This window comes from Devosia sp. MC532 (genome assembly GCF_016461625.1).
Classification (GTDB): domain Bacteria; phylum Pseudomonadota; class Alphaproteobacteria; order Rhizobiales; family Devosiaceae; genus Devosia.
Genome location: NZ_JAEMNZ010000004.1, coordinates 281,889 through 302,950, shown reverse-complemented (window position 1 = coordinate 302,950; position 21,062 = coordinate 281,889). Strand labels below are relative to the sequence as shown.

The window sequence follows — 21,062 nt, the reverse complement described above, 5'->3', positions numbered from 1 at the left end:
CGCGCGGTTGCTACAACTTCCTAGTCTGCAACAGCTTCGGTTCCTGCCGCCCATGCCCTATCTGCGAATGAGCTGAGCGCCGTGGCCTTTGTCCTCCGCCTCCTCGTTGCTATCGCCGTCGCGCTGAGCATTGGCTTTGGCCTGAGCTATTACGCCCTCACCGATGGCCGGTTCATCGCTGCAAACATGCTCGGCCCGTGGATCACCTGGCAAGATGTCGGCGTGCCGAACCCAAATCCCTATACGCGCAGCCAGATCGCTCGCGAAGGCGCGTTGCAGCTCGGACGCAGCGAAGGCCTGCGCTTCACCGCTGCAACAGACAGCGCTGGCAAGCCTCTTGATCTCAGCTGCACCTACCGCATCTCTGGCCGCGTGCCGATTTCGAGCTTCTGGACGCTATCTGCCGTCGACAGCGACTGGCGCAATCTGGCCGCACCACGCGAAGACCTTGCCTTGCGGTCCAGCGAGCTCGTCCGCGACAACGATCGCAGCTTCCGGGTTTATGTCGGCCCACATGTCATGCCGATGAACTGGCTTGAACTCGCCGGCAGCGGGCCATACGAGCTGGTGCTCACGCTCTATGACACCACGGCCTTTTCCGGCTTCACCAATGACACGATCATGCCCTCCATCACCGAGGAGCATTGCCCGTGATCCGCAGTTTTCTCTGGCTCTTAGGCGGCGCAATTCTGGGCGGTATCATCCATATTGTGGTGATCCTGTCCTTGCCAAGCCTGGCCGAAAACACCTCTTGGAGCCGTATTTCAGCCCTCGATGCCGATCACAAAATGCTCGTCCTGCCTGCCATTACAGCTGGTGGTGACAACCCATTGCAGCTCGACCCCGAGCTCGTCTACGGCATTTGCAAAATCGACATCAATGAGGCGCCCGCCTTCGTGCAAGGCACGCTGCCCGACGCATTCTGGTCGGTCGCCGTCTATAATTCGGATGGCATCATCACCTATTCGACGACCAATCGCGATGGCATCGGGCAGACCATTGAGCTCGGGATGTTCAACTCAGCCCAAACCCAACTCCTCGCCCAGCAGCAGATTGAAGTGTCGCCCAATCTCTTGGTTGTAGAGATGGTGCATAACGAAGCGGTTGTCGTGGTCCGGGCCGCGCCGCCGCATGACGTCATGCGCCCCCGCTTTGAGGCTGCCCTCGCCGCCGTCAGCTGCGGCCCTCGCCCATGATGAGTTCTGAGACTTTCCACGCACACTTGTCGGCCGTAGTTACGCGGTACCGAGCCGATGTTGCCGAGCCCGGTGAACATCTCGCCCTGCTCCGCTGGCAGATGGACAATAACCACCGTCTTGATCTGCGCGATACGTTCCCCGGCCATATCACCACCAGCGCGCTGGTGATCTCGCCAGCCAAGGACAAGATCTTACTCATAGATCATGTCACCATCGGCCGCTGGCTGCAGCCCGGCGGGCATTATGAACCCAGCGACAGTTTCTGGGCCTCGGCTTTGCGTGAGGCTGTTGAAGAGACCGGCGTTTTCGGCGCAGCGCTCCACCCATGGCACAAAGGCGATCTCCCGCTCGTTATCGACAGTCACGACGTGCCCGGAAAACCCGCGCGCGATGAGCCGCCCCACGTCCACCATGATTTGCAATATGTGTTTGTCGCCAGTGCCGACCAGCCTCTTACGGCCCAGTTGGACGAAGTTCATGCGGCCCAATGGCAAGACTTTTCTGCCCTTACCGCAATTTCCGCCCGCGCCGCCAAACGCATTCTCGCGCTTTAAATCAGCGCCAACCCGCCCGACACCGTCGCCAGTCCCAGCACCACCAGCCAACTCGGTACTTTGGCAAAAACCAATAACGCAAAGCCCATCAGCGCCAGCGCGAAATCCAGCCAGCTCCCAACGCCGCTGATAAACACCGGATCGTACAGGGCCGCGACGAGCAAACCGACCACGGCAGCATTTGCCCCTGCCATAGCCGCTCGCGCCTGTGCCTTTGTCGCCAGCGCCGCCCAAAAAGGCAAAACACCAATCAGCAAGAGCATGCCGGGCAAAAATATCGCCACCAGCGCAATCGCCGCACCCGACACACCATGGCTCAGGGCGCCCAGATAAGCCGCGAAGGTGAAGAGCGGTCCGGGCACGGCTTGTGTCGCGCCATACCCCGCGAGAAACGCATCCTTGCTGACCCAGCCAGAGCCCACCACCTCTGCCTCGATCAATGGCAAAACCACATGCCCGCCGCCGAACACCAGCGCCCCCGCGCGGTAGAACGCGTCGAACAGCGCTACGCCGTCCCCTGCCCCCGTCACGAGCGGCAAACCAACCAACAGCACGACGAAGGCGATAAGCGCCGCAATACCAACGCCCTTTGACACCAGCGGCAGCGCGTCGCCCCCCTTGCCCGCAACATGACGACAGATCACCAGCCCAAGCAGCCCGCCCATCCCGATGGCCGCCATCTGCCCAAAACTGCCGCCGATTAGCACGACCAGTACAATCGAACCCAAGGCGATGGCGATGCGCGGCAGGTCCGGCGTCAGGCTTTTGGCCATGCCATAAACCGCCTGCGCCACCACAGCTACCGCAACGAGTTTGAGCCCATGGACAATCCCCTGCGCCAGCTGACCCTCAAGTGCGGCAGCACCGAGAGCGAAGAGCACGAGAAGAATTGCGGATGGGAGGGTGAAAGCGACCCAGGCCGCCAATGCGCCGAGAGGCCCCGCGCGTTGCAAGCCTAGGGCAAAGCCAAGTTGGCTCGATGCTGGTCCGGGCAGAAACTGACACAGCGCGACCAGATCGGCGTAAGCGCTCTCGCTCACCCAGTTTCGCTTGGTCACGAGCTCATCGCGAAAATAGCCAAGGTGGGCGATAGGCCCACCAAAGCTGGTCACACCGAGCTTGAGAAATGTGAAAAAGACTTCGGCGGGCGTTCCGCGCTTATTCTCCGTCGTCACGCCCACCCCATGCTCACATCATTTCGGAACGATGTTTTCTCGATCAATCGCCATAGTCTGATAACGCGACGGTATTGTGAAACTTGGCCCACGATTGGCGCCATTGCCACCATCGCCACAGAAGTCATGACGATTGGCCCGGTCGACCCAGGGCCGGAGCTTACGCAGGTTCTCATCCACGCCCATGGATTGCTCATGCGGCGTTTCCACCAGCAAATGATCAAGCGCATAGGAATAGCTGAGATAGCGATAATTCAGCGCCCGCACGAACCAGTCGATATGCCAATCGTTCTCGGTTTTGCGCGCCTGCATATTGGTGCGCACATCGGTCCCTACCGCTGGCAGGCCAGACGCCGCAATCTGGCGCTGGCGATCGACTTCCACCACGGCACAAATCGATGCGAAAGTGCTGCTGACCGTATCGAGATCGGCCAGAATATGACGACCAACGGTGGAATAGCGGGTCCGCGACGAGTGGTATTGTTCGTTGCGCAGCCAGTTGTAATAGCGCTCTTCGGTGAACCGGAAGTCGGTGGCCGAACTCAACCGTGTCCTTTGCAACTCCACCGCGCCATCGAACAGCCAATCCTTGCTGTGCGCAGCCGTGACGAAGCGCCAAGTGCGGTTATGCATTTCCCGCTCTTGGTCGGTCATATTGAAGTTGGACACCGGCTCCTTGCGGATTTTGGCGATCACACCGCCAACAGCAGGCATTGCTGTATCATGTGTAAAACTGGGTCGCGCCCGGCCGAAGTCGCTCACTGGTCGCGCAACGCAACCGGCGAGAGCCGCAACCACAATCGCGCCAAGCACTAACCGCTGGCCGATTCTCAAAATTCTATCCGCGCTTTCGCTTGCGCCTTTTGGCATCTAGGTTCGTTTCAGGTGTTAAAGAGCCGCGTTCGTAGCGCACCCCAGTAAACAGTAATATCTGGGCGTCAACGCTTTTCAGTTGTGGCTTAGTCTGGCGCCTTCTGCGCCCGTCTATATGCAACACATCAGCCAAAATGGCCTCCATTGTGCGCCACTCCCCCTTTCCAGTGAGGGCAGCGAGTTGGAAGTTGATCGTCCTGCGCGACGCCCCTCGCGCAAATGCCATTAAGAGATCGTCAAGGTTAACAGCCTATTAACGAATTGCCAGCAATGGTGGGTCAGCATCGGTTTTGATGTAAATTGTGATTCAGTGGTTCCGCCGCAAATGCTTGGTTTTCAGCCGTACGAGACATTTCAGCTTCTGATTGAAACGGGTGGTGTCGATCGCACCAACACGCTGCTCATCGCCGCGTGTGATGCATACGCCCGCCGCGGCAAGCCAACCATTCCCGAAATGGAACAGTTTGAAACTCTCGCAGCGCGCCTCTTCCCGGCCGCAACCGATCAGGCTCGTTCTAAGGCTGCAGCCCTTCTCGGACGCGCCGAACATCTGTCTCCCATGCTCGAAAACCTCGTCATCGAGAACATTGGCGACGATTTGATTGATTTCCTCCGCAGCGCGCCAGAGCTGTCCGAACAGACCATGTTCACCCTGCTCGAGCGTTTCGGTGCCCCTGCAGCCGCAGCCATCGCCACGCGTGGCGACATGACCGACGCGGTCTTGTCCAAACTCTTCCAGATGAATTCGCGCAAGGTCTATCGCGCGCTCGCAGCGAACCTGCACATTGTGCCAAAGGGCGCTTTTGTCAGCGCATTGGCCCGTTCGGCGACCATGGATCACCTGGTTGCAGAAGCTCTAGGCAATCGCGAAGACTTTGATGCTGGTCTGCTCGCGCCGGCCTTCTTTGACCTTTCCGATGAAAACCGCATCAAGGTCATCCGCTCTTTTGCACACCGCTCTACCCCAGTCGCTCCGATCGCCCGCACCATTGAGCAGCTCTCCGTCGCTACGGCCGATCTGACCAAGGCGCTGATGAAACTCTTCACCGAGAACCGTCGCCCCGAAGTCACCAAGCTCTTGTCGCAGATCACGGGTCTGGATGAAGTGCGGTGCGGCCAGATCGCCCACGACGTGACCGGCGCATCGCTTTTCGTCATCCTCCGTGCCTTTGGGGCAACGTCTTACGATGGCTTGAAAGTGCTGATCCACGCCACCAGCCAGGACGGTGATCGTTCCAAGTCGCTGGCCGAGTTTGCCATCCTGTTCAACGACATCGCTCCGGCTTCCATGGCCTATCTGATGAGCGCTTGGCGTGGTGAAGTGAACCTGCTGGAGCTGACCAAGCCAGAATACGTGCCACTCAATCAGGACAGCAAGCGGACCGCCAAGCTGGCCACTGCGCACAATGCCATTGTCGATCAGGCAATCGATGCTTTGGCCAAGATTGGTATTCGTCGCGCCGTTTAACGCGGCTCGACGATATCAATACCCGGGTCATCCCCGCGCATATCAAGGCTAATCACCCAGAGATCGGGGTCAAATTCGGTCTCTTGGTTGATGCGATCACGCACCTTGAGCGGGTCCACATGGGAAAAGCGGCGCTGGAATACCAGCCCCGCCCCATCTCCGGCGCTCAACATGGGCGCAGGCGTAAACAGGCTCCGTGTTCCATCGAGATGATCGATCTCGATGAAAACCTGCCCGGCGATGGGGTCCCCACGCCGCGCAAGCACACACATATTGCCCAGATCATTGTGGCGGCGCACAAACGCCATGCACCACAGATCGCTTCTGAGGCGTCCCACTTAGATCGTCGCGCCCGCAGTCACCAACAGATCCACCAGATCAGGCTGAACCTGGCCGGTCATCTTGTAGCGATGGAAGTTCTCGAACTCACGGATCGCCCGCGCCGTTTCCGGCCCCGGCTTGCCGTCGATTGGCGCTCGGAAGAACCCGAGGCTGGCCAAGCCACGCTGGATTTGCATCACCAGTTCTGCGTCGTTCGCAGGCAAAACCTTCACGGTTTCAGCAACCGGCGTCGCGGTCGCAGCGGGTGCTGGAGTCGCAACTGGAGTTGGCGGCTGAACTGGCTCTAGCGACGCGACAAGCGTCGGCGCGGGCTGCGGCGCAGGCGCGACCACGGGCTGAGCCATCTGCGCAACCGATGGTGTCGGTGTTGTTGGCGCGGCTTCGGGCGAACTCATATTGGCCAAAATGCCATCAATTGTCGTCGCTGCGGCGTGCGCAACTTGCGGCTGCGGCTGAACCACTGGCGCGACTTCCGGCGACGGCGGCGCAATTGGTGGCAAAACGACAGCCTGCGGCTGAACAGGCGGCGCGATCATTTCAGGCTGCGGCGCAGGCTGCACCACCGGGACCGGTGCTGGCGCTGGCGCATAATACACCTGCTGCACTGGCTCTGGCGTGCGGATTGGCGTCGTAATCGCCTGCTCCTGCACGGGCTGCGAACGAGCATCAGACACACGGCCTGCTGCATCAGAATTCAAAATAGCATCGACAACAGATTTGTCGGCCGAACCCGTTGGGTTCATCCCATTGCGATTCTGGAACTGGCGGATAGCGGCGGCGGTCTGTGGGCCGTAATAGCCGTCGACCTTGCCAGCGAACAGCTGCAGTTCGACCAGCTTCTTCTGCACGGCGAACATCTGCGCATTGCCCACTGGCTCGTCCGGCACCGCGTTCTGCACAGGCGCACTGGCATAGGTAGGGGTCTGCGTCGGCTGGGTCAGAACAGTCTGCTGTGCTGGCGCGAGTGCGACCTCTTCCAATGCAGGTCGATCGACAACAGGCGTCGGCATGACGGCATTGACCTGGCTGGTCTGCACGAAAAATGGCGACGGATGTTCGGTCGTTTGCATGAACAGCGCATTGCTGCCCGCCATTGCCGACAGGGTCACCATGGCAAGAACAGCCGTGGATGCCAATGGCGCGCGCATATAGCGGTCAAACGACCAATAACCAGCTTTGGTCAAGGTCGTAACCACAACGCTCCCCGCCATCAGCGGAAGCTGGGAAAGGGTGTTCGTTGTCATTGTGCTTTTCTTTTTTCGCTTGGCCATGAGAGTGTGGATGCAGCCTGTGGCTCACGATGAAGAGGAAGGACTTCGGCGGTTTCAAGGCCACCATTTGGTCCTGCGATCGGCAGGAGGACGGTAATCGTCGTCCCCGCCCCGATCTCTGACATGGCACGTAATGTGCCCCCGTGCAGTTCGACCATTCCCTTAACGATGGAGAGGCCAAGCCCCGTGCCTTCGTATGTGCGGTTCAGGCCATCTTGCACCTGGAAGAAGGGTTCGCCAATGCGGGCGAGTGCCGCTGGTGCCATGCCGATACCATTGTCTCGAACCGAGATATTGATCGACTGGCCCTGACGCTTGACGGACACCGCCACATCGCCGCCTTCATGGCTGAACTTTATGGCGTTAGAGAGGAGGTTGATCAGAATCTGGCGGCAGACACGCTCATCAGCGTGCAGTGTCGGCAGGCCCTGCTCCACATCCGTACGCAGCGAGACGCGGCGCTCCTGAGCCATTGTGTCGACCATGGACACGCAAGCCGGAACAATCTCTGCCGGAACCAGCGGCTCGGCATGAATTTCAAACTTACCCGCTTCGATACGCGACATGTCGAGCAACATGCCCACGACGTCGAGAAGGTGACGCCCGCTCTGCTTGATCAGTGTCGCATATTCCATATGCGAAGGCGAAAGCTCGCCACCGATCCCCGAGGTCATCATTTCAGAAAAACCAACCACAGCATTGAGCGGCGTGCGCAGTTCATGCCCGATGGTGGCGAGGAAACGCGACTTAGCCTGCGAGGCATCTTCCGCAGCGCGACGGGCTTCGCTCATCGTCACTTCGGCATCCTTGCGCGCCGTAATATCGCGCAGCAAGCCAATAACATCGTGACGACCCGCTTTGGCTTCTTCTTCCAGAATGGGCGAAAGCTGAATTTCACACCACACGAAGCGCGGCACATTGGAGTTCGACCGTGGGTCTTCCTGGCGCACACGCGCTTCAATCGTGCGACTACGTCCGCCTTCAGAAGCATCGGCGAATGCGGTCAGGAATACAGGGCGATCCAGCACATGCAGACGCTCGCCGAGGCCACGACCGCTGATCTGATAGCGTGGGCAACCAAACAGGCTTTCCGAAGCGCGCGACGCAAGCAGCACGATGCCGTCAGTGCCAAAGCGCAGCACGGCGTCCTGAACATGCTCCACCAAATGGCGGTATGCGTTCATCTGCGCCTTTTCCTGGCTGTCAGCCCGCTGGCTGACGCAGTGCGCCGAATAGGTGACGATCCCGCAGCTCACAACGAAAGCCAACATGCCCGCGATCTGCAACGCCAGTGCACTGTCCATTACGCGCGGCAGGCCAAGCAGCGAAGCGCTGATGCTGATCATCAGAATTGGCGCCAGCATGATCCAGCTAACAACGCGCAGACGCGTCTTGGTGGTCAGTACGGCCAGAACCGGACCGAGCAGCGCGACCGCAAGGCCAGCGTCGACCAAGGCGCGATCGGCAACGGAGAGCACCAGGCCAGAGGCCATAAGAACTGTAACATTGGCAGCAGCAGCGGCGTCATAGCGGCCCGCGCGCACCATAGAGAGCGCGATCAAACCACCTGCCAGCACGCTTGCCGCCAGAATAAAGGCAACGCCCGAGCCCGACACAAGGCCGTAAACAGCGGGGAACATGCCGACCAGGGCAACGACGATGAAAATGCGTGCGGTATTTCCGATGGCCTGCAAGCGCATGACTTCTGGGAAACTACCCGTGTCCAGCGAGGCAAGGGTATTGCCCCATTTGGCTCCGAAGAGACTGAAGTTACGCATCAACACACTACTCACACTACCGACGCCTGTCTGAACTGTTGGGTTCAGATGTGGGCTCTGCCGCCCTCGCCCGACTGATCGGGTCTCGTATGTGAGCAACCTCGTCCGCCAACCTCTAATGCAGGTTTAAACTCGGGGGGCGTCTAACGCTTTATGGGGAGTTTCGACCGTGTTTCAAAAAACAGCGTAAACAGGTTATTGCCAAGGCACCCCCCGTGGTCGCAATTGATTCAACCTTTCTACAAAAGGTCCAACAGATTGTAGCTAATCCGCGCTAGGGTGCGCCTAACCTACGGATTCCCTAGGGGGATTGGCGATCATGTTCCTTTTGCGCTGCGCATTTTGGCTCACATTGGCCTTCATCATCATCGCCCCAAGCGCTGATTTGAAGGATCGCGCCACCGCGACTGCAACACAGGCTGTCGCAGTCGGCACTGCCCAAGTCGCCAAGGGCGTAGAATCAATTCCCTGCGATTCTTGGGAATGCGTCACGGGCAAAGCCGTCGCCACTGTCGCTCTGAACTCGGTGGTCCCGCCCTTGCCCGAAGAGCTGCCCGCAGCCGGCAAGCTCGTCACCGTCACCATGCCCGTTCCGCGCCCTGCCGATCTTATCTAATCTCTACAAGAGGCTCTGGCGCTCGCTCACACCATCTCTTAGATAGTGCTTTATGACCCAGCCTCAAAAATTCCAGGAAATCGCCGAGAACCTGTCTTTCCTAGACGATTGGGAAGACCAGTTCGAATATATCATCGAGCTCGGCAAGGCCCTTCCCAAACTCTCCGACGCCCAGCGTGTGCCCGAGAACAAGGTCAGCGGTTGCGTTGCCCAGGTCTGGCTCGCCGTCGAGAAGACCCCATCCGACGCTGGCCCGGTGTTCCACATCAAGGGCGAAAGCGACGCCATGATCGTGCAAGGCCTCGTGGCTGTGCTTCTCGCTCTTTATTCCGATCGCCCGGCTTCGGAAATCGCGGCCACCGACGCCATCGCGATCTTTGACGAGATGGGCCTGCGGGAGCATCTCACCACTCAGCGCAGCAATGGCTTGATCTCGATGGTCAATCGCATCCGCGCTCAAGCGCAAGCCGCCTAAGTCGCCACACCGCCGAAGCCGCTACACCAGCGGCTTTTCGGCAAACTCGCCAATCGCGACGATATGGGCGCGAGAGAGACCATAGGCTTCCTCAACGCCCTAGTCCGCGAACATCGCTGGCCGGTCGGGCAACCAACCCGTCACCCCCTGCCCCTCTCCAACGGCCCGCGCATTAATCCCCCAGCGCTGCGCTAGGTGCTCAAGCGCGATCCGCAGCACCAGCTTCGCGCCCCGACGCGGCCATTGCCTCTGCGTTTCAATATCTTGCAGTCCGAGCTGATAGAAACACACGTCGCTGAGCACCGCCCAGCAGTCCTTCGGGAGTGTTTGCGCCAGCCGGTTCAACTGTGCCCGCGCTTCAGCCGCACTCAGCGCCATGTCTCCTTGCGGCGCACCGCCTGCTTTATTGCCAATGCGCGTCGGGTCATAAGACATGGTCACCCGCTGGTTGAGACGCGCTCTCCAAAACAGCGCAGTCAATCGCCGCGCCGCCTCCAGATGATGGTCCAGTAAAAACACTTGCGCGCCACTGTCCTTGGCCAGCCGAAGGATCGGGTCAGGAAGAGCCCCGCTCATGCCCCCGCCCCTTCAATCAAGCTTTCCAGCCGAAAGACTTCCGTTTCGAAAGCCGGATCATCGCGCATATCTTCAATCAGAGCGCAGGCATACGAGACAGTGGTCCTATCCCGCCCAAATGCTGCCCCCACAGCGGTCAAGGTCAGCCCGAGGCACACATGGCACAGATACATCGCCAGTTGCCGCGCAAATGCAGTTTCAGCTCGACAACGGGATTTGTTTATTAGCAGTCGAATAGGTGTGCGCTTCTCGCGAGCGACCAGTTCAACGATGCGCCGTACAGAAAGATCGCGTGGCGCGATGTGAACTAAGTTATTTGCCCGATCCGAAGCAGATACGCTCAATGAGTGCATGATTAGCTTCCGATAACTACTAGGACGATAATCCTAATAATCCAGCAAAGCTAGCGAGCGGGGATAAGTTCGGCAAAAGAGAGTAAATTACAAAAGGAAATGGCCACCCCAAAGGAGCGGCCACTTACAGAATTCTTATTTCAGGACAGTAACTTAAGCCTTGCGGCCCAGACCGTTGTCCTTCGCCAGCTTCGAGCGGGTTGCCGAATAGCTTGGAGCGACCATTGGGTAGTCTGCAGGCAGGCCCCACTTTTCGCGGTATTCTTCTGGCGACAAGTTGTAGTGGGTGCGCAGGTGGCGCTTCAGCGACTTAAACTTCTTACCGTCTTCGAGGCAGATGATGTAGTCGTTGTTAACAGACTTGCGAACAGGAACAGCTGGCTTGAGCTCTTCAACCTGAACAGCAGGTTCGTTGGTGCGCAGTGTACGCAGAGCATTGTGAACATCAGAAATTAGACGCGGCAGATCACCGGGGCTAACAGCATTGTGGCTCACGTATGCAGAGACGATTTCGGTGCTGAGTTCAACCAAGTCAGATTCAGCACTGACGAACGAGCCGGTATCGTCGTTCATTTTTCAACCTTTCGATTATTTTTCTATTTGGACGGTGTCAGGGGCAGACCCGTCATACTTCACCTGTTAAAACCGTTTATTAGCTAGCGCAACCCCCGCAAGCAGCAGGAAGATGAACGTATTGTCGCGTTTTATCGATCCTGAGATTTTTCGCGCGCTGAGCCAAATTCATCGAGTATCGTGTTTTTATTTGGACTGTGACCGGCAAAGTAGCCGGCACGCGCCAATAAATGCGCTGACACCGGAGTGGTCAGCAGTAAGAAACTAATTCCAATAAAGGCCCGCAATGAGACTGCGACGTCTTGACTTAAAAAAGCAACAGCCAGCAACACCAAACCGCCACCGACTGCGCCTGCTTTAGACGCCGCGTGCATTCTTGTATAAAGATCGGGAAGACGCAAGACACCAACAGCGGCTAAAAAGGAAAATGCCGCACCACAAACAAGAACAGTACATCCAAAATATACTAGAAGCTGAGACAGCATCATTCAACTTCCTGTCCAATACGTGATTTCTGACCCGCTTTAATCAGGATGTATCGCGCCAGAGCAATAGTGGCGAGAAAGCCTAAAAGCGCGACCGCGATAGCTATATCCAAATACAACATCAGCCCGGTCCGAACAGCCGCTGCGGCAATCAAGCCCATCGCAATAACTGTGAGTAAATCGAGCGCCAACACGCGATCGCCTAGTGTTGGCCCAATAATGATACGGATAACAGACAAGAGCAACGCCATAGACAGTAACGTCAGCGCGATCAGACTTGCCCAATCAAGTGCGATTTCGGGTGTCACTGAAACACCTCCTTGACCTGCTTCTCAAAGCCATTGGCAATTTCAGCGATGAGCGCGTCTCGGCTCTCGAGGCTGATGGTGTGGACATAGAGAAACTTCTTGTCCTCTGAAACATCAACACTCAGTGTTCCAGGCGTCAGCGTCACGAGATTGGCTAGGATTGTAATCTCAGCCTCCGATTTCACAGTCAGCGGCACTTTTACAAAGGCCGGGCGAAGGACTTTGTGCATGTCAGGGCGCACTACCAATATCGCCACCTTCACGGCGCTCGCCATAAGCTCATAGGCAAAGCTCCCCGCCAGCCGGACTGCGCGTATGAACCGCCTGCTCACCCCCGGGCTAAACAGGTTCTGCCGCAGCAACAGCACCGCCACGAGCCCGATCACCGCGCCGAACAGCAGATTGGCGAGAGAGAAATTGCCATTTATCCCGACCCAGAGCAGGGCCATGACAATAATTGTGGCGACAGTACTCATTTCCCGTCCTCCGCCAGATTGGTGGCTGCAATATAGCGGCTTGGGTCAACAATGTCGGCCGCGCCCTGCTTGATATTGGCCATCAAGGGGCCCGGCCACAGGCCCAGCACGATGATCGCCACGGTAAGACCGCCCACCGCGCCAAGGCCGACCTGCCCGCGCTTCCCAAGCGGCAGCACCGTGCTGCTCACATGCTCTGAGGTCTCACCCTCCGGTCCATTGCGCCAGAACACATGGGCCCAGAGGCGCGTCCCAGCGATCAGGGTCAGCACGGCATTGATCAGGAGCGACCACAGCAACCAATTGCCCACCCAGCTCCCCTCGCCCGCAACGCCGTTTGCAAAGCTGGCTTCCAGAAGCAGAAGTTTTGGCCAGAACCCAAGGAAGGGCGGCACGCCCGCTGCGGCCAGCACCAGCACAAGAAACAACACCGAAAGTGGCGCATGCTTGGCATAAAGCCCGCCCATTTTGCGCGTATTGGTCTGCCCCGTCACTTTCTCGATCAGACCAACCACCATGTAGAGTGCGGTCATGGTCAAAATGGCGTGGACGATATAGAGGCCCGATCCGGCCAGACCCATCTCGCTGGGAATAGCCAGGCCGACCATGGCCGCGCCAATCCCGCCGATAACGAAAAATCCAATAGCCCGCCGCAAATTGGTTTCGGCAATCGCGCCGAGCGGAGCCACCAGCAGCGTTCCAATGACCAGCGCGGCAATGACCGGCTCGAGCAGCTCGCGGCTCCCCGGCAACACGGCCACCAACGAGCGAATGAGCGCATAGACGCCAATCTTGGTGAGGAGCCCAGCAAACAGCGCCGACACGGCTGGCGCTGGCGTGTGATAAGACGCCGGAAGCCACGCATTGACCGGAAACGCTGCCGCCTTCATGCCGAAGGCCAAGAGCAGCAGCGCAGCGATACCTGCCATAGCCGCCGGGTTCGCGCTCGGCGCCAGCAGCAAAATATCGGCCATGTTGAGCGTCCCAACCGAACCATAGGTCAGGCCGAGCGAGAGCAGAAACAGCGTCGTCGCGAGGAAGTTCAGAAAGCCGTATTTGATCGCCCCATCGAGCTGGAGCGGACGCGATCCCTGCACCAAAAGGCCGAAAGACGCGATCAGCATCACTTCAAACCAGACATAGAGATTGAAGAGGTCGCCGGTCAGGAAAGCGCCCGTTACACCCGCGAGCAACAGCAGCACCTGCGAATGGAATGCGTCCTTACTGTCCGCTTCCGCTCGGTCGGCCTCAGCATAAATCAGCACCACGAAGGTGACGATGGAGGCGACCAGCGCGAAGGTCGCGCCAAACAAATCCGCCGTTAGAGCAATCCCGAAAGGCGGGAACCACTTGCCCATGGTCATGCTCGCCGGCCCATTGGCCACAACGTCGAGCAGAAGTTGCACTTCGCAGGCGATGATGACGCCGACAATGATCAGCGCGCCAATCAGCGGCGCCTTATTGATCTGACGCAGCGCCAACAGCGCCGCAGCGCCCATCAGGGCCAGCGCGACGGGAAGCACCAGCACCCAATCGGCAAGTGGCGTCGCCATTTCGAGCATTGCGCCGGTGGTATCGAGTGGAGAGGAAGAAGGACTTGCCATCGGATCAATAGCTCAGCGGCGGCTGCGGAGCGTCTTTCGGCTCGGCGAGGCGCATGGTGTCAGTATTGTCGGCATCAAGGCTCTGATAGGCGCGGAACGCCAACACCAGCAGAAACGCGAACATCGAAAAACCGATAACGATAGCCGTCAGGATCAGCGCTTGCGGCAATGGATTGGCGATCACGCCCTCCGGCACGCTCTGTCCCCAAGGCACAATCGGCGCAACTTCGCGGGTCACACGACCACTGGTGAAAATCAGCAAATTGACGCCATTGCCGAAAATGGTCATGCCAATCAGCATCCGGATCACCGAACGCGACAACAGCAGATAGACCCCCAGCGCAATGAAAAGCCCGACGAGGCCCGCAAGAATATAGTCCATTTTACAGGTCCTCCTCACGGTCGCTTTCAAGCGAAAGCGAAATGGCCGAAATCGTGCCGAAGACGACGAGATAAACGCCAATGTCGAAGAACATTGGCGTCGATAGCGCCACCTCATTGCCGCCCACGCTCATGAACCACCAGATCGAGGTCATGAACGGCGCATCGATAAAGACGCTCAATAGGCCCGAGGCCCCCGCCAGCAGCACGCCGATCCCGGCGAAGGCCAGCGGATCAAGCCGCAGCGCTTTGCGTACCGTCGGCACGCCCACAGCCATGCCGTAAACGGCAATGGCGGACGCCGCGATCAACCCACCGATAAAGCCCCCACCAGGCTCATTGTGCCCGCGCAGGCAAATGTACCAAGAGAAGACCAACATGGTCGCCACGATCAGCGGCGCCAGCGTGCGGAAAATGACGGTGTTCATGGCGTCACCTTCTTTGGCTTTCGCGCTGCGCGCAGTTTCTTGGCTGGGGCGCCTTTCTTGGGGCGACGCAGCAGGGCCAAAATCGCCATGCCCGCCCCCATCACCACGGCAATCTCGCCCAAGGTGTCGAAGCCGCGATAGTCGACCAGAATGACGTTGACGATGTTGTGGCCATGGGCGATCGGCACGCTGGTTTCGATAAAGAAGTCCGAGAGGCGCGTGTTCAATTCGCCATTGAGCACCAGCATCAAGAGAAGGCTCACCCCAGCCCCGCAGATAATGGCAATGGTGCCGTCGCGAGCCCAGTCTTCAAACGGTCGATGATCCTTCACATCGAGCCGCAAGCGGCTCATGACAAAGGTCAGCACCACCACCGAGAGCACTTCCACCATCAGCTGTGTAAAGGCGAGGTCCGGCGCGCCAAAGATCAAAAAGATCAGCGCCACCGACGTGCCCTGCACGCCCAGCGCCAGAATGGCGACGAGGCGCGTCGGAGCGCACAGCACTGCCACCAGCCCGATGATCGCCGTAATGAAAATCGCCCACTCGTAAAAATGGAGGCTCGGCAGCACAAGCCGCTGGCTCCAGTTACCCAAATCCCGGGTCGGCACTAGCCAGTCGAACCCGCCCCAAGCCAACATCGGCCCAAACAAGGCCAGCCCCAAGGCGCAGAAGACGACGACGAGATAGATCTCCAGCTTGCCGTGATGCAGGGTTTGCGTCACCCGCGCCGAAAAGCGAATGAGGCCGAACATGACACGATCGAACACAGTGTCTGCCGTCCAGCCAATTGCCGCGTCAAACTTGCGAAGCATGCTGCGCAAACGATTGGCTTGCAGATAGGCGGCCACACCAACGGCCCAAGTGGCAATCGAGAGCCAGATCAGTGGCGAGGTGACATCAATCGCCAAAGACAAATGGCTGTCCACTGCACTGCCGAAAATTGCGCTCGCAGCGGGCTCCAGAATATTGGCCCCAGTAAAGCCCGGCATCGCACCAAGCAGCACACCAATCACGCCGAGCAAAGCCGGCCCGACCAGCATAGCAATCGGAGCCTCGTGCGCATGCTTGGGCGTATCGATCTGTGGCCCCATGAATGGCTTGATCATCACGATCATCGCCACACCCGCCAAGAGCCCATTGCCAATTACCAGCACCGCCAGCGTCAGCAAAACTGTCCACTCGCCAGAGAGGAGCCCCGCATACATTTCTTCCTTGGCGAAATAACCAAGGGTGAGCGGCAAGCCGATCATCGAGAGAGCGCCGAGCACAGCGCCCGCAAAAGTCACAGGCATTGCCTTGCGCAAGCCGCCGAGGGCGGTGATGTCGCGCGTACCTGTTTCATGATCCACCGCGCCCGCGACCATAAACAGGCCTGCCTTATAGCAGGCATGCGCCACGAAATAGACCGCGACACCGGCCACGGCATAGCTTGAGCCAAGGCCCAGCAGCAGGACCAGCACACCCAGCGATGCGATGGTGGTTTGTGCCAAGATTTGTTTGAGATCGGTCTGCTTGATCGCGCCCAGCGCACCCCACAACAGGGTGATACCACCAAAAATGGTGAGAATGCTCATCCACTCCGCTGTCCCGCCAAGGCTTGGGGTCATGCGGGCGAGAAGATATACCCCCGCCTGCACCATGGTGGCAGAATGGAGGAAAGCCGACACCGGCGTTGGCGCTTCCATAGCGTTGGGCAACCAGAAGTGCAGCGGAAACTGAGCACTCTTGGTAAAGGCCGCCCCGAGAAAGCACAGCAGAACGACAAGATAGAGCGAATGCTCGCGCAGGACATCGCCCATGCCGCGCACCGCGCTCATCTCCCAAGTGCCAGTGAGCACATAAACGAGGATCGCCCCGGCGAGCAGGCACATGCCGCCGATATTGGTGATCACCAGGGCCTGAATTGCCGCCCGCCGCGCCGCCTGGCGCTTATGATCAAACCCAATCAGCAAGAAGGAGGTGATCGAGGTCAGCTCCCAGAACACGAATAGCCCAAGCAGGCTATCGGCCAAGACGAGGCCCAGCATGGCGCCCATAAAGGCCAGCATAAAGCCAATAAAACGCCCCTGATGTTCATGTCCCTTGAGGTAAGCGCTGGCATAGAGAATGATGAGCGTTCCAATGCCTGAAATGGTCAGCGCAAAGACCAGCGCCAGACCATCGACAAAAAAGCTCAAACCAATCCCATAGGCCGGAATCCAGTCCAGCGAGGTGGCAATTGTTTCGCCACTAACCACCGCTGGCACGAAGCCGATCAAATAGTAAAAGATCGCAGCTGGGACGAGTGCCAGAGCCAAACCACTAATATGACCTAACAACCGCCCGAGCAGTGGCGCGAATACCGCTGCAACAAAAGGCGCGATCGCGGCCATACCAACATAGTCTTGAGTATCGAGCTCCAAGCGGACCGCCTCTTATCAACAGTTCGATTCTTATTGCGCGCGAGATTCGGACCTTAAAGAATGACTGGACTGTCACAAGCAAAATCCGTCCCCGCCGGTACGCCAGTTTCGTTTTTCAACGTATTCCGGGCTGGCAAAACCCGTCGGGGCGTCCTATCTCCATGTCACTTCACCTGCATGTCATCGCAGGCCCATTGGAGAGATCATGACTGAGCTCACACCGCCCGTCGCCAAGCGCGTTTTCCATAGCCACACGCATCACGGTGTTACCGTTGACGATCATTACGCGTGGCTACGCGCTCAAAACTGGCAGGCGGTGATGCAGGACCCGTCGGCGCTCGACGGTGAAATCCGCACTTATCTTGACGCCGAAAACGCCTACTACGAAGCCCACTTCGGCAAGCCGACCGAGGCGCTGCGCGATAAAATCTTCAAGGAAATCAGAGGCCGTATCAAGGAAGACGACAGCGGCGTGCCGTCTCCAGATGGTCCTTACGCCTACAACACCCGCATGCTTGAGGGTAAGCAATACCCGCTGATCGTCCGTACCCCGCGCGATGGTGGCGAAGAGACAATCCTGCTCGATTGCAATGCTGAAGCTGGTGAAGGTTACTTCGGTTTTGCCGGCGCATCGCACGACAACACTCATAGCGTTCTCGCTTGGGCCGCGGACCGCGCGGGCTCGGAATATTACGACATCGTCCTGCGCGACATCGCCACCGGCATGGACCGCGACGAAGTCATCAAAGACACTGCTGGCGGCTTTGTTTGGAGCAATGACAGCTCCTCTATCTACTACGTCGAGTATGACGATAACCACCGCCCCTTCCGTGTCCGCCAGCACATCATCGGCACGGCGCAGGATAGCGACGCCGTGATTTATGAAGAAGAAGATCCGGGCTTTTTCGTCGGCATCGACAAGACCCTCTCGGAAAAATTCCTCATCATCGACGCCCATGATCACCAGACCAGCGAGGTCTATCTGATCGACGCGGAAAACGGCGGGGACCCAATCCTCGTCGCGCCGCGCGTGGTCGGTCGTGAATATGAAGTCGATGAACGCGATGGTCTGCTCTACATCCGAACCAATGCGGACGGGGCCGAAGACTATAAAATCGTTACCGTTTCTGCCGACGCCCCGGCGCCAGAAAACTGGACCGATCTCGTCCCCCATACGGAAGGTGTTCTCGTCCTCGACGTCGCCCTTCTCAAAAACTACATGCTCCGCCTTGAGCGTGAAGATGGTCTGCCGCGCATCGTCTCCCGCGATCTGCGCACGGGCAAGGAAGAGATCGTCGGCTTTGACGAAGACGCGTACTCGCTCGGCATGGCGACGGGCTACGAGTTCGACACCGCCGTCTTCCGCCTCTCCTATTCGTCCCCAACGACACCGCAGCAGCTCTTTGACGTAAACCTCGAAACGGGCGAGCGCACGCTCCTCAAGACGCAGGAAGTCCCCTCGGGCCATAACCCGGAAGACTATGAAACCAAGCGTCTTTTCGCCAAGGCTGCCGACGGCGAAGAGGTTCCTGTTACCCTGCTCTACCGCAAGGGCCTCAAGCTCGACGGCTCCAACCCAGTGCTGCTCTACGGCTATGGCGCTTATGGCATGTCCATGCCTGCGGCCTTCTCGGTTTCAAAACTTTCGCTGGTCGATCGCGGTTTTGTCTATGCCATTGCCCACATTCGTGGCGGCATGGAAAAGGGTTATCGCTGGTACCGCCTGGGCAAGACGGCACACAAGACCAACACCTTTGACGACTTCATCGCCTCGGCGGAAATGCTCATCGCTGAGGGCTATACCTCAGCTGGCAAGATCGTCACCGAAGGCGGCTCCGCTGGCGGAATGCTGATGGGTGCCATCGCCAACATGCGCCCGGACCTTTGGGCAGGCGTCATCGCCAACGTGCCCTTCGTCGACGTTCTCAATACCATGCTCGATTACACCCTGCCCCTCACCCCGCCAGAATGGCCAGAGTGGGGCAATCCAATCGAGTCTGAAGACGACTACACGCGCATTGCGTCCTACGCGCCCTATGAGAACGTCGCCGCGCAGGAATACCCTCCGCTCTTTGCGCTAGCCGGTCTCACCGACCCGCGCGTGACCTATTGGGAACCAGCCAAATGGGTTGCCAAATTGCGCGCAACCAAGCTGGGCGATGCACCATTGTATCTCAAGACCAATATGGGGGCAGGACATGGTGGCGCCTCTGGGCGTTTCGAACGCTTCAAAGAGACCGCCGAGTGCTATGCCTTTGCGATTAAGTCGGTCGGAATGGACGAATAGTCTATTTCACAACATTGTTGTGCCGCTTCAGGCTGATATAAGGTCAGTCGAAATTCGGCGTCGCCATCGGATTACGATTACACTCAACGGAGGCTTTTATGACCACCAAGTTCACCCTGCCGCCACTGCCTTATGCATACGACGCTTTGGGCCCGTACATGTCGGCAGAGACGCTTGAGTTCCACCACGACAAGCATCACCAAGCTTATGTCACCAACGGCGAAAAGCTGCTGGAAGGTTCGGGTCTGGAAATCCTGCCACTTGAAGACATCGTTCGTGAAAGCTTCGGCAAGAACGCTGGTCTGTTCAACAACGCTGGTCAGCACTACAACCACGTTCACTTCTGGAACTGGATGAAGCCAAACGGCGGCGGCAACAAGCTCCCAGGCAAGCTGCAGGCAGCAATCGACAGCGACCTCGGTGGCTTCGACAAGTTCCGCGCAGACTTCATCGCTGCTGGCACCACCCAGTTCGGTTCGGGTTGGGCATGGCTGTCCTTCAAGGACGGCAAGCTGGAAGTGACCAAGACTGCCAACGGTGAATCGCCACTCGTACACGGCGGCAAGCCCCTGCTCGGCGTCGACGTTTGGGAACACTCCTATTACATCGACTACCGCAACGCGCGTCCAAAGTACCTCGAAGCTTGGTTCGACAACCTGGTGAACTGGGAACACGTAGAAAAGATGTTCGAAGAAGCCACTGCCTAAGCCATTACTCTGAAAAGAGTTTTTGCGCGAACCCGTCGATCTTCGGATCGGCGGGTTTTTCTTTATCTACAGCCAATCCTTTAACTTATGCCCGCGCTGCTTCTTTGCCTCATCCTTGCGTGTTAACAATGCATTAACGCAAGAAGGAATCGTTCTTGGTCGCTCGAGGCAAGACAGTCGCTGTATTGGCAGCCACCCCAGCGCTTACCGCAGTTTTAGCGATGGTGTTGGCCGGTGACTCGCGCCTTCGTGTGCGCCCGTTCGCGAGCGAAATTGAGCTCTATTCCTACATGCGCATCGCCCCACTGGACCTGTTGGTCGTCGATTTCGACCGCGAGGGGCCTCCGGCCTATGAGGTTGTTGAAGCCATTCGTCTCGATCCAAGCTTCGTCAATCGCGACCTGCCGGTGATCGCCCTCACCCGCCGCATCACACCCGACACGCGTGAACAATCCATCTCCGCGGGCATCGACGAAGTTGTGGTTAAGCCCATGTCGCCGCGCCATCTTCTCCAGCGCGTACAGCAGCGGCTGCTCAAGCATGACGTCGTCGGTTCAGTCGATTTCGGCTACTACGGCCCCGACCGTCGCGGCCTCCTGCCCGAGCAAGAAGACCACCCTCTGCGCCGCCACAGCGATAATGTTATCCCCTTCACCCGCCCGATGATGGATACTCCTCAGCACCCGACGGTATAGGGCTACAAAAAACCCGTCCACACGTACAACTTA

General features: G+C 58.4%; 24 protein-coding genes. 9 read left to right on the top strand and 15 right to left on the bottom strand.

Features of this window, described 5'->3' with window-relative positions; all coding sequences use genetic code 11:
• The first annotated feature begins 81 nt into the window (after nt 1-81).
• From JHC09_RS07690 to JHC09_RS07680, 3 genes are read left to right on the top strand one after another with little or no spacing between them, the layout of a single operon-like run.
• Complete coding sequence (locus JHC09_RS07690) at nt 82-654, top strand: DUF1214 domain-containing protein (RefSeq protein ID WP_199531440.1); 573 nt, start codon at nt 82-84, stop codon at nt 652-654.
• A complete protein-coding gene (locus JHC09_RS07685; RefSeq protein WP_199531439.1) occupies nt 651-1,196 on the top strand; it encodes a hypothetical protein in 546 nt (181 codons plus the stop codon). Before JHC09_RS07690 ends, JHC09_RS07685 begins: the two co-directional genes overlap by 4 nt.
• The gene (locus JHC09_RS07680; RefSeq protein WP_199531438.1) at nt 1,193-1,753 is read left to right on the top strand and encodes an NUDIX domain-containing protein; all 561 of its coding nucleotides are present in this window, start codon (nt 1,193-1,195) and stop codon (nt 1,751-1,753) included. The genes JHC09_RS07685 and JHC09_RS07680 overlap by 4 nt, the downstream gene beginning before the upstream one ends.
• On the opposite strand, the gene chrA is transcribed toward JHC09_RS07680, so the two are convergent.
• Together chrA and JHC09_RS07670 are read right to left on the bottom strand one after the other, a co-directional pair.
• Nucleotides 1,750-2,928, bottom strand: coding sequence for a chromate efflux transporter (gene chrA, locus JHC09_RS07675; RefSeq protein WP_349236526.1), 1,179 nt, complete (start codon nt 2,926-2,928; stop codon nt 1,750-1,752). The genes JHC09_RS07680 and chrA overlap by 4 nt on opposite strands.
• A gap of 18 nt (nt 2,929-2,946) precedes the next feature.
• Entirely contained in the window at nt 2,947-3,642 is a 696-nt protein-coding gene (locus JHC09_RS07670) for a hypothetical protein (RefSeq protein WP_199531436.1), read from the bottom strand.
• Between the two features lie 484 nt (nt 3,643-4,126).
• Between JHC09_RS07670 and JHC09_RS07665 the strand changes: the two genes are divergently transcribed.
• Nucleotides 4,127-5,269 (top strand): DUF2336 domain-containing protein, encoded by a 1,143-nt coding sequence (locus tag JHC09_RS07665; RefSeq protein WP_169194657.1) that lies wholly within the window; start codon nt 4,127-4,129, stop codon nt 5,267-5,269.
• Here JHC09_RS07665 and JHC09_RS07660 read toward each other — a convergent pair.
• The 3 genes from JHC09_RS07660 to JHC09_RS07650 are packed head-to-tail and all read right to left on the bottom strand — an operon-like array spanning nt 5,266 to nt 8,660.
• Nucleotides 5,266-5,607 carry a DUF1491 family protein gene (locus JHC09_RS07660; protein WP_349236525.1) on the bottom strand — a complete coding sequence of 114 codons (342 nt, stop codon included), beginning with the start codon at nt 5,605-5,607 and terminating at the stop codon, nt 5,266-5,268. The genes JHC09_RS07665 and JHC09_RS07660 overlap by 4 nt on opposite strands.
• A complete protein-coding gene (locus tag JHC09_RS07655; RefSeq protein ID WP_199531434.1) occupies nt 5,608-6,855 on the bottom strand; it encodes a peptidoglycan-binding domain-containing protein in 1,248 nt (415 codons plus the stop codon).
• The gene (locus JHC09_RS07650; protein ID WP_199531433.1) at nt 6,852-8,660 is read right to left on the bottom strand and encodes a PAS domain-containing sensor histidine kinase; all 1,809 of its coding nucleotides are present in this window, start codon (nt 8,658-8,660) and stop codon (nt 6,852-6,854) included. The genes JHC09_RS07655 and JHC09_RS07650 overlap by 4 nt, the downstream gene beginning before the upstream one ends.
• Before the next feature lie 319 nt (nt 8,661-8,979).
• On the opposite strand from JHC09_RS07650, the gene JHC09_RS07645 reads away from it, so the two are divergent.
• Both JHC09_RS07645 and JHC09_RS07640 read left to right on the top strand, forming a co-directional pair.
• The gene (locus JHC09_RS07645; protein WP_199531432.1) at nt 8,980-9,276 is read left to right on the top strand and encodes a hypothetical protein; all 297 of its coding nucleotides are present in this window, start codon (nt 8,980-8,982) and stop codon (nt 9,274-9,276) included.
• A gap of 52 nt (nt 9,277-9,328) precedes the next feature.
• Nucleotides 9,329-9,751 (top strand): SufE family protein, encoded by a 423-nt coding sequence (locus JHC09_RS07640; protein ID WP_199531431.1) that lies wholly within the window; start codon nt 9,329-9,331, stop codon nt 9,749-9,751.
• Between the two features lie 99 nt (nt 9,752-9,850).
• Here JHC09_RS07640 and JHC09_RS07635 read toward each other — a convergent pair whose 3' ends face one another.
• The 10 genes from JHC09_RS07635 to JHC09_RS07590 form a co-directional block, all read right to left on the bottom strand.
• A complete protein-coding gene (locus JHC09_RS07635) occupies nt 9,851-10,327 on the bottom strand; it encodes a DUF6456 domain-containing protein (protein WP_199531430.1) in 477 nt (158 codons plus the stop codon).
• The gene (locus JHC09_RS07630; protein WP_169194650.1) at nt 10,324-10,680 is read right to left on the bottom strand and encodes a helix-turn-helix domain-containing protein; all 357 of its coding nucleotides are present in this window, start codon (nt 10,678-10,680) and stop codon (nt 10,324-10,326) included. Before JHC09_RS07630 ends, JHC09_RS07635 begins: the two co-directional genes overlap by 4 nt.
• A gap of 153 nt (nt 10,681-10,833) precedes the next feature.
• Nucleotides 10,834-11,253 (bottom strand): MucR family transcriptional regulator, encoded by a 420-nt coding sequence (locus JHC09_RS07625; RefSeq protein WP_169194649.1) that lies wholly within the window; start codon nt 11,251-11,253, stop codon nt 10,834-10,836.
• A 131-nt stretch (nt 11,254-11,384) separates the two neighbouring features.
• Nucleotides 11,385-11,738 (bottom strand): monovalent cation/H(+) antiporter subunit G, encoded by a 354-nt coding sequence (mnhG, locus tag JHC09_RS07620; RefSeq protein WP_199531462.1) that lies wholly within the window; start codon nt 11,736-11,738, stop codon nt 11,385-11,387.
• Entirely contained in the window at nt 11,738-11,989 is a 252-nt protein-coding gene (locus JHC09_RS07615; RefSeq protein WP_349236529.1) for a monovalent cation/H+ antiporter complex subunit F, read from the bottom strand. The genes mnhG and JHC09_RS07615 overlap by 1 nt, the downstream gene beginning before the upstream one ends.
• Nucleotides 11,990-12,042: 53 nt before the next feature.
• Nucleotides 12,043-12,522, bottom strand: a complete 480-nt coding sequence (locus JHC09_RS07610) for a Na+/H+ antiporter subunit E (protein ID WP_199531428.1) — start codon at nt 12,520-12,522, stop codon at nt 12,043-12,045.
• Nucleotides 12,519-14,126, bottom strand: a complete 1,608-nt coding sequence (locus JHC09_RS07605; protein ID WP_199531427.1) for a proton-conducting transporter membrane subunit — start codon at nt 14,124-14,126, stop codon at nt 12,519-12,521. Before JHC09_RS07605 ends, JHC09_RS07610 begins: the two co-directional genes overlap by 4 nt.
• 4 nt (nt 14,127-14,130) lie before the next feature.
• Nucleotides 14,131-14,508: a Na+/H+ antiporter subunit C gene (locus tag JHC09_RS07600; protein WP_169194645.1), complete on the bottom strand. Its 378-nt coding sequence runs from the start codon at nt 14,506-14,508 to the stop codon at nt 14,131-14,133.
• 1 nt (nt 14,509) lies between these two features.
• On the bottom strand, nt 14,510-14,935 hold the full coding sequence (locus JHC09_RS07595; RefSeq protein ID WP_169194644.1) for an MnhB domain-containing protein: 426 nt from the start codon (nt 14,933-14,935) through the stop codon (nt 14,510-14,512).
• A complete protein-coding gene (locus tag JHC09_RS07590; protein WP_349236524.1) occupies nt 14,932-17,340 on the bottom strand; it encodes a putative monovalent cation/H+ antiporter subunit A in 2,409 nt (802 codons plus the stop codon). Before JHC09_RS07590 ends, JHC09_RS07595 begins: the two co-directional genes overlap by 4 nt.
• Before the next feature lie 205 nt (nt 17,341-17,545).
• Here JHC09_RS07590 and JHC09_RS07585 point away from each other — a divergent pair, with 205 nt between their 5' ends.
• The 3 genes from JHC09_RS07585 to JHC09_RS07575 all read left to right on the top strand — a co-directional run bounded on the left by JHC09_RS07585 (nt 17,546) and on the right by JHC09_RS07575 (nt 21,029).
• Nucleotides 17,546-19,627 carry a S9 family peptidase gene (locus tag JHC09_RS07585; RefSeq protein ID WP_199531426.1) on the top strand — a complete coding sequence of 694 codons (2,082 nt, stop codon included), beginning with the start codon at nt 17,546-17,548 and terminating at the stop codon, nt 19,625-19,627.
• A gap of 98 nt (nt 19,628-19,725) precedes the next feature.
• Nucleotides 19,726-20,334 (top strand): superoxide dismutase, encoded by a 609-nt coding sequence (locus JHC09_RS07580; protein WP_169194642.1) that lies wholly within the window; start codon nt 19,726-19,728, stop codon nt 20,332-20,334.
• Between the two features lie 155 nt (nt 20,335-20,489).
• A complete protein-coding gene (locus JHC09_RS07575; protein WP_199531425.1) occupies nt 20,490-21,029 on the top strand; it encodes a response regulator in 540 nt (179 codons plus the stop codon).
• Nucleotides 21,030-21,062 lie beyond the last annotated feature (33 nt).